This window comes from Micromonospora sp. LOL_013 (genome assembly GCF_048060315.1).
Classification (GTDB): domain Bacteria; phylum Actinomycetota; class Actinomycetes; order Mycobacteriales; family Micromonosporaceae; genus Micromonospora_E.
Map to the genome: position 1 here is coordinate 68,127 of NZ_JBHMIQ010000002.1, position 13,462 is coordinate 81,588.

At 72.6% G+C, this 13,462-nt stretch carries 12 protein-coding genes; 9 read left to right on the plus strand and 3 right to left on the minus strand.

All coding sequences use genetic code 11. The features are described from left to right. Positions 1-11: 11 nt before the first annotated feature. The 7 genes from ACFHWS_RS02155 to ACFHWS_RS02185 are packed head-to-tail and all read left to right on the plus strand — an operon-like array spanning position 12 to position 7,886. Positions 12-410 carry a PAAR domain-containing protein gene (locus ACFHWS_RS02155; RefSeq protein ID WP_289210482.1) on the plus strand — a complete coding sequence of 133 codons (399 nt, stop codon included), beginning with the start codon at positions 12-14 and terminating at the stop codon, positions 408-410. Then, entirely contained in the window at positions 407-808 is a 402-nt protein-coding gene (locus ACFHWS_RS02160; RefSeq protein WP_416567526.1) for a GPW/gp25 family protein, read from the plus strand. Before ACFHWS_RS02155 ends, ACFHWS_RS02160 begins: the two co-directional genes overlap by 4 nt. Beyond that, positions 805-4,365 (plus strand): putative baseplate assembly protein, encoded by a 3,561-nt coding sequence (locus ACFHWS_RS02165; protein WP_416567527.1) that lies wholly within the window; start codon positions 805-807, stop codon positions 4,363-4,365. The genes ACFHWS_RS02160 and ACFHWS_RS02165 overlap by 4 nt, the downstream gene beginning before the upstream one ends. Next, on the plus strand, positions 4,362-5,366 hold the full coding sequence (locus tag ACFHWS_RS02170) for a hypothetical protein (protein WP_416556334.1): 1,005 nt from the start codon (positions 4,362-4,364) through the stop codon (positions 5,364-5,366). The genes ACFHWS_RS02165 and ACFHWS_RS02170 overlap by 4 nt, the downstream gene beginning before the upstream one ends. Next, a complete protein-coding gene (locus ACFHWS_RS02175; RefSeq protein ID WP_416556335.1) occupies positions 5,363-5,989 on the plus strand; it encodes a phage tail protein in 627 nt (208 codons plus the stop codon). The genes ACFHWS_RS02170 and ACFHWS_RS02175 overlap by 4 nt, the downstream gene beginning before the upstream one ends. Positions 5,990-6,005: 16 nt before the next feature. After that, a complete protein-coding gene (locus ACFHWS_RS02180; RefSeq protein WP_416567528.1) occupies positions 6,006-7,589 on the plus strand; it encodes a hypothetical protein in 1,584 nt (527 codons plus the stop codon). A 30-nt stretch (positions 7,590-7,619) separates the two neighbouring features. Continuing rightward, positions 7,620-7,886, plus strand: a complete 267-nt coding sequence (locus ACFHWS_RS02185; protein ID WP_416556337.1) for a hypothetical protein — start codon at positions 7,620-7,622, stop codon at positions 7,884-7,886. A gap of 638 nt (positions 7,887-8,524) precedes the next feature. On the opposite strand, the gene ACFHWS_RS02190 is transcribed toward ACFHWS_RS02185, so the two are convergent. The 3 genes from ACFHWS_RS02190 to ACFHWS_RS02200 form a co-directional block, all read right to left on the minus strand. Continuing rightward, positions 8,525-9,175 carry an acVLRF1 family peptidyl-tRNA hydrolase gene (locus tag ACFHWS_RS02190; RefSeq protein WP_416556338.1) on the minus strand — a complete coding sequence of 217 codons (651 nt, stop codon included), beginning with the start codon at positions 9,173-9,175 and terminating at the stop codon, positions 8,525-8,527. Positions 9,176-9,179: 4 nt separating this feature from the next. After that, the gene (locus ACFHWS_RS02195; protein WP_416556339.1) at positions 9,180-9,308 is read right to left on the minus strand and encodes a hypothetical protein; all 129 of its coding nucleotides are present in this window, start codon (positions 9,306-9,308) and stop codon (positions 9,180-9,182) included. A 199-nt stretch (positions 9,309-9,507) separates the two neighbouring features. Next, positions 9,508-9,672 carry a hypothetical protein gene (locus ACFHWS_RS02200; protein WP_416556340.1) on the minus strand — a complete coding sequence of 55 codons (165 nt, stop codon included), beginning with the start codon at positions 9,670-9,672 and terminating at the stop codon, positions 9,508-9,510. Positions 9,673-9,864: 192 nt separating this feature from the next. Between ACFHWS_RS02200 and ACFHWS_RS02205 the strand changes: the two genes are divergently transcribed. Beyond that, a complete protein-coding gene (locus tag ACFHWS_RS02205) occupies positions 9,865-11,682 on the plus strand; it encodes an ABC transporter transmembrane domain-containing protein (protein ID WP_416556341.1) in 1,818 nt (605 codons plus the stop codon). Then, the gene (locus ACFHWS_RS02210) at positions 11,679-13,418 is read left to right on the plus strand and encodes an ABC transporter ATP-binding protein (RefSeq protein WP_416556342.1); all 1,740 of its coding nucleotides are present in this window, start codon (positions 11,679-11,681) and stop codon (positions 13,416-13,418) included. Before ACFHWS_RS02205 ends, ACFHWS_RS02210 begins: the two co-directional genes overlap by 4 nt. Positions 13,419-13,462 lie beyond the last annotated feature (44 nt).

Consider the following 13,462-nt stretch of genomic DNA (forward strand, 5'->3'; position numbering starts at 1 on the left):
GGTGAGTTCTCATGGGGCAGTTCGCGGCGAAGCAGGGTGACCGGGTCAACGCGACCGACATCCACATCGTCATGGTGCCCGGGGCACCCGCGCCGACACCGACACCGTTGCCGCATCCCTTCACCGGGATCATCAACGGCGGGCTGAGCGCCGACGTCAAGATCATGGGTAAGCCGGCGGCGGTGGCCGGCTCCACCGCCGAGAACACCCCGGCACACGTACCCACCGCGCCCGGCACGTCGTTCCAGAAGCAGCCGTCGAACACGGCCACCCTCGAAGGCGGCAGCGCGACAGTGAAGATCAACGGAAAGCCGGCGATCAGGTCCGGTGACCTGGCCTCGACCTGCAACGATCCGCAGGACCTGCCGAGCGGCACGGTGCTGGCCACGGGCACGGTGACGATCGGGTGACCGGCACGGTGAAACACGGCTTCCTCGGCACCGGTTGGGCGTTCCCGGTCGGCCACGAGCCGGCGCAGGGCATCCGGCTCAGCGACGACGGCGCGGCACTGATCCGCCAATCGATCGGACTCATCCTCGGCACCGCACCCGGCGAGCGGGTGATGCGGCCGGAATTCGGCTGCGGCATCCACGACATCGTGTTCGACGTCAACGACATCGGCACCGCCGGTCGGGTCAGCCGGTCGGTGCGCGAGGCACTGGCCCGCTGGGAACCCCGGATCGACGTGCTGGACGTCTACGCCGCACCTGACCCCGCCGACCGGCGCCGCCTGCTCATCGAGATCAACTACCAGGTGCGCTCGACCAACAGCCGGTTCAACCTCGTCTACCCCTTCTACCTGGCATGACCGGACAGCCCCCACCCATCGATCCCCGCGACCGGGCAGCGCTCGCCGCGCAGACCACCGCGCTGGTGACCCGGTACAGCGACTGGCGGCCACCCGCCGACGGGCGACCCGACGCCGGCCAGGCACTGATCGGCATCTTCGCCCGCTACGCCGAGTTGGTGGTGCAGCGGCTGAACCAGGTGCCCGAACGCGACTACCTCGCGTTCCTCAACCTGATCGGGACCCGGCCGGTGCCGCCGCGACCGGCCCGCGTACCGCTCACCTTCGCCCTGGCCCCGGGCGGCCGCACCGAAGCGGTGGTCCCGGCCGGCACCCAGGTCGCGGCCACCCCGCGCGACGGCGAGGACGACGAGGTCGTCTTCGAGACCGCGACCGACCTGGTGGTCACCCCGGCCCAGCTGCAGGCCGTGCTCGTGGACGACGCGCTGCGGGACAGTTACGCCGACCGCAGCGCCGCGGGTACCGGCCAGCGCGACGAGTCGTTCGCTGCCTTCACCGGTGACCAGCCGGTGCCGCACCGGTTCTACCTGGCCTGCGACCCGGTCCTCGTCACCGAGGGGACCAAGACCGTCGCCGTGCGGTTGACCACCACGGACGTCACGATGCTCGGCGGTTGGCCGATTTCCTGGGCGTACTGGGACGGCGCCCGGTGGCAGCCGGTCGATGCCGACACGGTGCTGACGGACACCGCGTTGGTGGTGACCCTCGCCGGCCTGCCGCCCCTGCCCGCGTACGACGTGAACGGCACCACCGCCGGATGGTTACGGGCACAGCTCGACATGCCGCTGCCCCACCCGGTCCCCGGGCTGGCCCTCGACGCCGTCGCGGCCGGTCAGCGCACCCCGCAGGTTGACGTCGCGGGGGTCTTCCCGTTCGGTGAGAGCAGCCAGGTCAGGCGGTGCTACCTCAGCGTCCCGACGGCGACGGCTCTTCCCGGTGCCGTCGTCCGACTGACCGTCACCCTCGCCCGACCGGCAACGGCCGTCCCGGACACCAGGGTGCAGGTGGTGTGGTCGTACAAGGTCGGCGACGAATGGCAGCCGCTGGGCCAGTCCAGCACGGCGCAGGTGGCGTCCGGATTCGACACTCCCGCCAGGCTGCGCGACGGTACGCAGGCGCTGACCCGCGCCGGCGACATCAGCTTCCGAATGCCGGCCGAGTGGCCGGCCGAGCTGTTCCAGGGACGGTCCGGCCACTGGCTGCGGGCCGAGATCGTCGACGACGGTGCGACGTACGCCACCCTGCCCCAGCTGGCGGCGGTGACCGTCGGCTATGACTGGGAGCTGCCCGTCATCACCGCCATCGACGTATCGATGCAGACGGAACCGGATCCGGTGGCGCTGCCGCGAGCCGTCAGCAACACCAGCCCGATCGACGTGACCAAGGACTTCCGTCCCTTCGGCGAGCAGCCCCGGTTCAACGACACCTGCTACCTGGCCTGCCCGGCGAACCTGGTCTGGCCGGGCGCGGAGCTCGTCGTCGAGGTGACGCTGACCAACGGGCCGGCCGACCCGCCGGGCCCGGACGACCCGGCCGGCCCTGCGGTGCCGCCGGTACGCACCGAGGGTCACCCACGGCTCGTCTGGGAGGCCTGGGACGGCGCGGCCTGGCGTTCGGTGACCGTCGACGATCCGGAGTACGCCTTCACCGACAGCGCCACCGTGACGCTCACCCCGCCGGTCGGCTTCGCGCCCACCGGGGTCAACGGGGTCGAGGAGTACTGGGTGCGGGTCCGGCTGATCGGTGGCGACTACGGGGCCGCGGCCCACTACACGCGCAACGACGACGGCGGCTACGAACTGGTCGACGCGACCTTCGCGCCGCCGGTCGTCACCACGTTGTCGTGGCGGTCCCGCGCTGGTCTCGCCGCCGCGGTCCCGGCACAGGCCTGCGTGACCGAGAACGACTTCCGCCTCGTCACCCACCACCGCGACGGCGACGAGCCGTGGGAGGTCACCCCGTTCGTCCCCAATCCGAGCCGCGAGCCCGCCCTCTACCTCGGCTTCGACCAGCCGTTCGGCAACCGCCCGGTCACGCTCTACCTCCAGGTCGAGCCACCGGCGCCGGAGGAGGTGGCCGCCGACCGGCTCGCCGGGGCCGACCTGACCGACCGGGCCGACCTGGTGTGGGAGTACAGCGGCGTCGACGGCTGGCGGCCATTGGCCGCGATCGACGAGACCGGGACGCTGGGCGACCGTGGCGTGGTCCGCTTCGTCGGTCCGCCGGACCTGACCGCCCGGGAACGTTTCGGTCAGCATCGGCGCTGGCTGCGCCTACGGCACCGGCGCGGCAGCTTCGCGACCCCGCCCCGGCTGCGCCGGGTCGCACCCAACACGACCTGGGCGACGCAGACGACGACCAGCACCGAGGAGATCCTCGGATCGGGCGTCGCCGAGGCCGGCCAACGGCTGACCACCGCGCAGACGCCGGTGCTGGCCGGCCAGCAGCTCGTCGTCCGCGAGCCGCAGCGGCCGTCGCCGGCAGAGGAGGCCGCGCTCGTCGCGGCCGACGGCCCAGGCGCGGTCACCGACGATGCTGAGCAGGCCTGGGTACGCTGGCACGAGGTCACGGACTTCCACCGTTCCGGGCCGGGCGACCGGCACTACACCATCGACGCCGCCACCGGTGAGATCGGATTCGGCGACGGCCAGGCGGGGCGGGTGGTGCCGCTCGGGCAGAACAACGTCCGGATCACCTACCGCACCGGCGGCGGTGAGCAGGGAAACCGTCCGGCGGGCACCGTCGTCACCCTGAAATCTGCGGTGCCCTACCTGGACTCGGTGACCAACCACGAGCCGGCTTCCGGCGGTGCCGGCTGGGAGCCGCTGGACCGGGTGCGGGCCCGGGGACCGAAGGCGCTGCGCCACCGTGACCGGGCGGTCACGGTCGACGACTTCGTGGACCTTGCGTTCGAGTCCTCGGCGGAGGTGGCCCGGGCCCAGGCGGTGCCGCCGAGCGGGTTCGACCCGTTCAACCTGTGGCTCGATCCGGGCGAGCAGCCGGGCGGTGAGCATCAGCAGGCCGACGTCGGCGGGGTCGGGGTCATCGTGGTTCCGGTCTCCACCGCCGCCCGACCGGCGCCCAGCCTGGGGTTGCTGCGCCAGGTGGATCAGCACCTGCGGGCCCGGTGCGCGCCGACCGTCGGCCTCTGGGTCGCCGGACCGGAGTGGATCGAGGTGACCGTCACCGCCACGGTGGTGGCCACCACGCCTGAGTCCGCCGGGCTGGTCCGGGCGCGGGTCGAGCAGACCCTGGACCGCTTCCTGCATCCGCTGACCGGCGGACCGGACGGCACCGGCTGGGCGTTCGGCCGCAAGCCGCACCGCTCGGACCTGTACGCGGCGGTCACCGCCGTCGACGGAGTCGACCATGTCCGCGAGCTCGCGGTGGCGCAGGTGGCCGAATCCGAAGCCCTCGGTGAGCGGCTGGCGGCGGTCCTGGACCGTTCGCTCGCGCAGGGTGCGGCAGAGCCGGTGGCCGCGGACCTGACCCGGTGGCTGGCGCGGGCGCTGGTCTACTCCGGGCGGCACCAGATCACCGTGACCCTTCCAGCGTGAGGACCGCCGTGCCGATTCCGTTGCCGAATCTCGACGACCGCGACTACGACGACCTCGTAGGCGAGGCGCGGTCGCTGATCCCGGCCCTGCTGCCGGAGTGGACCGACCACAACCCGAGCGACCCCGGCATCGTCCTGGTCGAGATGCTGGCCTGGCTGACCGAGATGCAGCTGTACCAGGTCAACCAGATCCCGCAGAGCCACACCCGCAACTTCCTGCAGCTGCTCAACGGCCCGGAGTGGACACCACCGGCCACCGGTGGGCTCGACGACGCCGTCCGGCAGACCGTGGCCGACCTGCACGAGCGCTACCGGGCCGCGACCGCCGACGACTACGAGTACCTGGTCCGTCGGACCTGGCCAACTCAGTCGCAGGCCGCCGGGCTGGCCCCGGTCCAACGGGTCCGGTGCGTCGCCGGCCGCAACCTCGCTGCCGCCGATCCGGCCGCGCCCGCCCCGGCGCACGTCAGCGTCATCGTCGTCCCTGAGCCGGGCGCGGCGACCGACACCCATCCGGTGCCCACCGACGCGCTGACCACCGAGCTGCACGACTTTCTCGAGCCGCGTCGGCTGCTGACCGTACGCCACCATGTCGTCGGCCCGCAGTACGTCGACATCGGCGTCTCGGCCGACCTGGCGCTGCGCGAGGACGCCCCGCCGGCCGACGCCCTCGCCGACGCACAGGCCCGGCTGCACCGGTTCTACGACCCGCTCACCGGCGGTGCCGCCGGCACCGGCTGGCCCTTCGGGCAGGGCATCCACCCGTCCGAGGTGTACGCCGTACTCGAGCAGTCACCGCTGCTCGACTACATCGAGAACGTTCGGCTCACCCCGGTCAACGCAAATGGTGCCGCCGCCGGAGTCGCCGCCGCCAGCGTCGACGGTGTGGCGGGCAGCATCGAGTTGGATGTGCACCAGCTGCCCCGGCTGGCCCGGCTGGCCCTGGTCGGTTACGACACGTACGGCCGCACCCACCTGCCGAGTGGGGAGGGCACGCCATGAGTCGGTACCTCGACCACCTGCCGGCGATGTTCCGGGAGGACCCGTTCGCCGGCCGTTTCCTGCTGGCCTTCGAAGCGATCCTGACCGGCCGCGACGACGTCGAGGGCCTGGAACAGACCATTGAGCGGTCCGCCGACTACATCGACCCGGTGCACACCGGTGAGGACTTCCTGCCGTGGCTGGCCGGGTGGGTGGCGCTGAGCCTACGCGCGGACTGGGACGCGGCCACCAAGCGTGGCTTCATCCGGGAGGTCGTGCCGCTGTACCGGCAGCGGGGGACCCTGGCCGGGCTGCGCCGCATGCTGGAGATCTACCTGCGGCCGTTGGCCGACCAGGTGACCCGGGAGGATGTGGTGATCCTCGACGATTACGACACTCCCGCCCACTACTTCCAGGTCCAGCTGACTCTGGGCGCCGCCGATCGCGACGAGCTGCGCAGGGTGCAGGAGACCGCGCGGGCGATCATCGACCGGGAGAAGCCGGCCCACACGTTCTATGCGCTCAAGGTCGTGGTGCCCACGATGCGGCTGGTATCCGAGGAGCTGAAGGAACGCGAGGGCGGCAAGCCGGAGCGGCTCGTCCTCAACCGCAACACGTTGCTCGGCACGCGCGACTCGACCTGAAACCGGAGGAGGTCCGATGGCGGACTACACCCAACCTGACGTCGTATCGAAGCGTGTCCGCTTCTTCGACGGGCAGTTCCTGGAGGACCAGGACTTCATCGACGAGCAGAAGTTCCACCTGGACCGCGAGCGCCGGCAGAGTCGGCTGCTGCGGCTCACCGGCGTCAGCGACGGCCTGACCCTGACCGCGGCGGACGAGCCGACCACGGTCACCGTCTCCGCCGGGATGGCGGTCGACGCCCTGGGCCGGCACCTCGTCCTGGCCGCCGGCACCGACCTGTCGCTGGGTCCGGGATTCGCCAACCAGCAGAACATCGAGGTGCATCTGGCCTACCAGGAGTCCCCGACGGACGTGGGGCAGACCGGGGACGGAGGGGTAGGCGCCCGACGCTGGGAGGAGCGGCCAAAGGTCGTGGCGGTCGCCCCGAACGGCGCGACGGCGGTCGCCCCCGCCGAGGCCCCGCCCGAGCTGGAGGGGCCGACGGTGCTGCTCGGCCGGCTCACGGTGGCCGACAACGGCGACGTCACGGTCGACCCGACCACCGCCCATCGGTCCAGCCTGTCGATGTCCGGCGGCATCGGGATCGGCACCGACGCCGTCGGCGGCGGTCTGGACGTGGGCGACTTCGACCCGCAGGACCGGCATCTGACGTTCCGGCTCGCCGCCGACGATCAGCGTCGCGGCGGGATAAGGTTCTGGGCCGGCGCGGCCAACCAGGGCTTCTCGGTGGAGTACGACGGACGGTCGGCCGCCGGGCGTGGCCTGCACGTGCGGACCCACAACTCGGATCCGGCCGGAACGACCCGGCTCTTCGTCGGCGCGGACGGCCACGTCGGCATCGGCACCACCGACCTGTCGGGTGCCGACGGCTGGGGGCGGGTGGTCGACGTGGTCGGCACGGCGACCACCAAGCTGTCGGTACGCACGGCGAAGGTGGACGGCCGGGTGATGGCGCACGACACCGGGATGTTCGGTGCGCCGGCCGGGATGATCGTGGGCACCGGGACGACGAGCCCGCTGACGCTGGTCACCAGTCAGGCCGCCCGGCTCACCATCAACCCGGCCGGCCAGGTCGGGGTCGGCATGAATGCCGTCGAGGGTCACCAGTTGGCCGTGCGGGCCGAGCACCGGCATCTGCTGTTGCGCCGCGACGCCCGCGACGTCGAGCCGGGACGCAAGCTCGTCTTCCTGGAGCTGCTACAGGCCGACGCGGCGCCGCCCACCGTGCCGCCCACGACGCTCGCCATCCGGTTCCAGCACGGTGGCCGCTACGCGTACCAGCTCGAAGTGGACCCGGACGGTTTCCATTTCAGATCGGGCGATGGCGAGTATCGCGGTGTACATGCCGGGCAGGTGACCGCGAGGACGGTGCGGATCGGTGACGTCGTCATCGGTGAGCGTGAGCTGAAGATCCTGAAGAAGCTGGCCGACAACGAGCTGGTCTGCAAGCTACGGAACACCTTCTACGACAGCTACATCTGGGACAGTGGCAGAAAGTATGACGGCGGCCCATACTTCCACGCCCTGACCTGGATTCCGGGGCAGCCTCCTGCTTCGCACACGAGGACCTTCTGGCAGTTCGAAATCTCCAACGAGTGACAAGCGACCTTCGACGGGACGGACGAACCTATGCGGGAACAACTGGAACAGCGGGTTGCCGAGCTGGAGGCCGAGTTGCGCGCCGGCCAGCAGATGCTCGCCGAGGTGGAGGCCAGGCGGGCCGACATCCAGCAGACCCTGCTGCGGATCACCGGTGCCATCCAGGTGCTCAACGAACTGCTGGCCGCCGAGCCACCCACCGGGCCGGCGGTCGCCGACGCCGACCGGTCAGCGGCCGACGACACCGGTCCGGCACCGACGGCGGTGCCGGACCAGTTGGTGCCCCAGTCGTTGTGATCAGCGGTGGTCGACCGGTGCGCTGGTCGGGCAGGTCCGTCCGGCCAGCCACATCCGGTGGGCGAACAGGCCCAGGTATCCGGCGAGCACCGCGCCGAGCAGGACGCCGAGCATCGCCGCGGTCGCCGAGGTTCATCACCATCATCCGAACGGTCTGCAGCAGCACTGCGACCATCGGCCACAGCCCGTTGAGGATCGCCGCGACGGTCACCTCACCCAAGCCTCGGTAGTTGAACCGGCCGGGCGGTGCGGTGTAGAACCAGGCCAGCACGACGGCGGCGGTGGCGGCCAATGGATGTAGGCCCTGGTAGATGTCCCAGGTCGCCGCCCGACGTGGCGGTCGGCGAGGTACGTTCGGCGCGACGGCCACTGTGGCTGACGAGCGGGCGGCGGCGACGTCGGTCCACGTCCTGATGCTGGAGACGGAGGTGCCGCTGGGCCGGGAGCAGTTCGAGACCGGGAGATCCACCTGCGTCAGCGTACGACGGTCAACTCGCGGTCCCTGTGCGTCGGCGCGGCGCAGTGGACCCTGATCCTGCAGGAGTCGGACCGGGCGGACATGCACTGGGTGGACGCGGGTTCGCCGAGCAACACCGGCACCGCGACGTTCGTTCGTTCCTGAGCCGACGGCGTCCGGCCTACGGCACCAGGTGGATGCGGACGCGACGGGCGGCGACTGCGGCGTCCTGCAGCACGGCGAGCCGTGGCTCGGGGCAGTCCAGCAGGTGCGGGTGGCGCACCGGCAGCAACGGTGCCAGCCGCCGGTCGGCGAGGACCGCGTCGACCATCAACCGGTCGCCGCCGCAGACCAGCGCGCGGATCGGCTCCTCAGCGTCGGCGGGACAGAATGGCAGCAGCACCCGGGCCACGATGTCGGCGGCCCGGCCGGCCGCCGCCGTCGCCTGGTTGTCGCGCCGCCGGGCGTACCGCTGCTGTGACTGCCCGCCGGCGGCGGTGCGTCCCTGCACGTAGTGGCGCTCCACCTTGGACACCGCAACATTGGTGCCGTCGACGACACCGACCGCCACCGCGCCCTTGCGGGCCAGCAGCAGGCCGATGCGCGGCGGCCGGATCAGTGCGGCGAGCAGACCGTCGACGTCGTTGATCCCGTCGACTCCGGGCGGCGGATGCAGGGTCGCCGTGTCGCCGTTGCTGGCCCCGGTCAGGGTCAGCCCGTCCTCGGTGGCGCCGTCGTGCCGGCCGTAGAAGCCGTCCAGCCAGCCCCGCAGACGCTCCGGGGAGATCTCCACCCACCGGCCACCGCCGGCCGCCGGCCGCGCGCCGCGCATCCGCTCAGCCCCCCGGTACGGCGGGGGAGCCAGCCAGCTCGCGGCCGCGTCCGATCAACTGCTCCAGCCGGGCGGTGAGCCGGTCGGCCCGGTCGGCGGCGACGATGTCGGCAAGCAGGTCGGTGTAGTCCATGGTGAGTCGACGGTACCGCCGGACGAAGTCACCTCGCTCCCCGGTGCCGCCGACCGTGTCCTGTTCGTCGCCGGCGTACCTCGTTCGCCCGCACGTACCGGCGGTCCAGGTCGATGATCTGCTGGCCGAGCGTGGCAGCGGCGGCCGACGCATCCGGTCGCGGCGCGTCGGCCAGGGTCGCGCCGTCGGCGACGTGCCGTCACCACCTCGGTGCCGACGGCGCGTCCCATGCCCGGTCCTGCGGTCCGGCTGCGGCACGCCACAGCTCGTCGGCGCGCCGGGCGTGCTGGTGCGCCCGACGTCGGGGCAGCGTCGCCGTGACATATCCGGCGGCCGTCAGCACGGCAGCCCCGACCGGCCACACCAGCCAGGACCATCCCAGGGTCGACCCACCCCGATGATCGAATCATCGGACTGCCGCCGATTCTGCCCGACCGGTGCCAGCTGCCCGGTCGCGGTGCGGCCCAGCTCGGCGGTGCCCGGTGACCGACGACACAGCCGGCCGACGGGGGAAAATGTGTCGGCGGTGTGAGTTGGGACGTTTTAGCCTGGGCCGGTGCCGCCGCTGATCCCGCACCCCGATCCGGGCAGTCCCGATATCCGGGGGCCGGTGCGCTACCTGTGGTGGCTGGTGTGTCGCCAACCGTGGCGGGTACTGCGCGGCGCGTTGCTCAGTACGGTGTGGATGGTCGGCCTGGCCGGTCGGCCGTACCTGGTGGCCCGGGCGATCGACGACGGACTGCGTCCCGGCCGGTGGGCCGTACTGGCGTGGTGGGTCGGCGCCGTCCTGGTCGCCGGGGTGCTGATCTCCGTGGTCGGTGTGCTGCGGCACCGCACGATGACCTACATCCGCGAGGACGCCACCGCCCGGTCCGCCGGGGTGCTGTCGCGGCAGCTGGCGCGCATCGGCGCGGTCCTACCGAGCCGGCTCGCCACCGGCGAGGTGGCCACCGTCGGCGGCACCGACATCACCCACACCTCGCACGTGCTCACCCTGACCGGGCCGGGCGTCGGCGCGGTGCTGGCGTACCTGGTGGTCGCGGTCCTGCTCTGGACGGTCTCGCCGGTGCTTGCTGCGGTCATCCTGATCGGCGTGCCGGTGGTCGCGGCGCTGCTCGGCCCGCTGCTGCGCCGGTTGGACCGGGCCGAGCAGACCTATCGGCGGGAACAGGGCCAGCTCACCGCCCGCGCCGGTGACATCGTCGCCGGGCTGCGGGTGCTGGCCGGGGTCGGCGGTCGGTCCCTGTTCGCCGACCGCTACGTCGAGCACTCTCAGCGGCTGCGTGGGCACGGCTACCGGGTCGCAGCGGTGAACAGCTGGATCGAGGCACTCACCGTCACCGTCCCCGGCCTGTTCCTCGCCGCCGTGGTGTGGATCTCCGCCCGGATGGCGGTCGCCGACGAGATCACCATCGGGGAGCTGGTCGCCGTCTACGGGTACGTGGCCGCGCTGACCGTCCCGGTCTGGTTCCTGCAGGAGGGCAGCTACCAGTTCATCCGGGGCCGGGTCGCGGCCCGCCGGATCGTGGCCCTGCTGCGGCTCACCCCTGACCCGGTGACGGAACTGGCGGTGCGGCGCACCGCCGCTCCACGGCAGCCGGCAGACCTGCACGACCCCGACAGTGGGTTGACCGTGCCGGCGGGACGGATGATCGGGGTGGCGGCCGACGACCCGGGCGACGGGCAGGCCCTGGCCGACCGGCTGGGCCGGTTCCGCCGGTCCGGGGTGACCTGGGGCGCGGTGCCGCTGGGCGCGGTCGCGCTCGACGAGGTGCGGGCCCGGATCCTGGTCGCTGACCACGACGCGTACCTGTTCGCCGGCACGCTGCGGCAGATCCTGCAGGGTGGGCGGGCGGACGAGCCGGACGCGGCCGGTGACCGACGGGTGCGGGCGGCGGTCCGGGTCGCGTCCGCCGACGACGTGCTGACGTCGCTGCCGGACGGCCTGGCTACCCCGATCGGCAGTCGCGCCCGTACCCTCTCCGGTGGCCAGCGCCAGCGGGTCCGGCTGGCCCGGGCGCTGCTGGTGGAGCCGGAGGTGCTGATCCTGATCGAGCCGACCTCGGCGGTCGACGCGCATACCGAGGCACGGGTCGCCGACCGGCTGCGGGTCGCGCGGGCAGACCGGACCACGGTGCTGGTAACCACGTCCCCGCTGCTGCTCGCGGTCACCGACACGGTGGCGTACCTGCGCGGCGGTCGGGTTGTCGGGATCGGCGGCCACCCGGAGCTGCTGGTCGGCGACCCGGACTACCGAGCGCTGGTCGCCCGGGGCGGCGAACTGACCGACGCGGCCGGACCGACCCTGGGGCCGACTGCGGGGCCGACTGCGGGGCCGGCCGCGGGGCCGACGCCCGGGGCGGGGCAACCGTGACCGCCTCCGGTCGGTTGCCGGTGGCCGATCCGCGTACCGTCCGGCGGGCGACCGGTGAACTACTCGGTCAGCAACGCTGGGTGGTCGCCGGCATCCTGGTGCTGCACGTCGGCGCGGCCCTGGCCGGCCTGGCCGGGCCGTGGCTGCTCGGCCGGATCGTCGACGTGGTCACCGTCGGTGCGTCGGTGGCGGCGGTCAATCGGCTGGCGGCGGCGCTGATCGGGTTCGTCCTGCTGGAAGGGCTGCTCACCCGCTTCGCCCGGTACGTCGGGCTGCGCTTCGGCGAACGGGCGGTTGCCCGGCTCCGCGAGGACTTCGTGCACCGCGTCCTCGGACTACCGGTGTCGGTGGTCGAACGAGCCGGCACCGGCGACCTCGCCACCCGCAGCTCCAGTGACGTCGCCACGGTCGGCACCATGGTCCGCGATGTGGTGCCGGTGGTGGTGATCGCCACCGCGCAGCTGGTCCTGCTGCTCGGCGCGGTGTTCTGGCTGCATCCGCTGCTGGGGCTGGCCGGCCTGATCGGCCTGCCGTCGATCGTGGCGGTGACCCGGTGGTACCTGCGTCGGGCGCGCCCGGCCTACCTGACCGAGGGCGCGGCGATGGCCGCGTTGACCGACACGTTGACCACCACCGCCGACGGTGCCCGTACGGTGGAGGCGCTGCGGCTGGGCGACGAACGGATCCGCGCCGGCCGGACCCGGATCGCCGACCTGTGGGCCGCCCGGCGGGCCACCCTCGCACTGCGTTCGGTGTACTTTCCGGTGGCCGAGGCCAGTGTCGCGTTGCCGATCGGTGCCGCGTTGCTGGTCGGCGGGCTGCTGCTGCACCGGGAGACCGTCACCCTCGGCGCGGTGGTCGCCGCCGCGCTCTACCTGCAGCAGGCCGTCGAGCCGTTGGACACCATCCTGCAGTGGATCGAACAGGCCCAGCGTGGGCTGGCGTCGTACGCCCGGGTGCTCGGCGTCGGGCAGGTGCCGCCGGAGCCGCGCGGCCGGAACGCCACGCCGACCGGCCGTGAGGTGCGGGTGACCGGTCTGACCTTCGGCTACGGCGGCGGCGTCGACGTGCTGCGCGGCATCGACCTGACGGTGGCCGCCGGGCAACGGCTGGCGATCGTCGGCCCGTCCGGGGCGGGCAAGTCCACCCTGGCCCGGCTGATCGCCGGCATCGAGGCGCCCCGCGACGGCGCGGTGCTCCTCGGCGGCTGCCCGGTCACCGAACTCGACCCGGCGCAGCGGCGCCGCCGGATCGCCCTGGTTACCCAGGAACACCACGTTTTCATCGGTACGCTGCGTGAGAACCTGCGGTTCGCCGCCCCCGAAGCGTCCGACCAGGCGTTGCGGTCCGCGTTGGTCACCGTCGGTGCCGACTGGTACGCCGACCTGTCCGCCGGCCTGGACACGTTGCTCGGCGACGGCGCGCTCGACCTGCCGGCCGCGCACGCCCAGCAGGTGGCGCTCGCCCGGCTGGTGCTCGCCGATCCGGACATCCTTATCCTGGACGAGGCGACCGCGGCACTGGACCCGACCACCGCTCGCCGGACCGAGCAGGCGTTGGCGGCGGTACTGGCCGGGCGGACCGTCATCGCCATCGCACACCGGTTGAACTCGGCCCACGACGCCGACCGGGTGGCGGTGCTGGACCAGGGTCGAATTACCGAGCAGGGCAGCCACGACGAGTTGATCGCCGCCGACGGCGCATACGCCGCCTTGTGGCGCTCCTGGCACGGCTGACCGCCCCCGGCGGTGGCGTCGGCCGTGCCAGCCGGACCACCCGT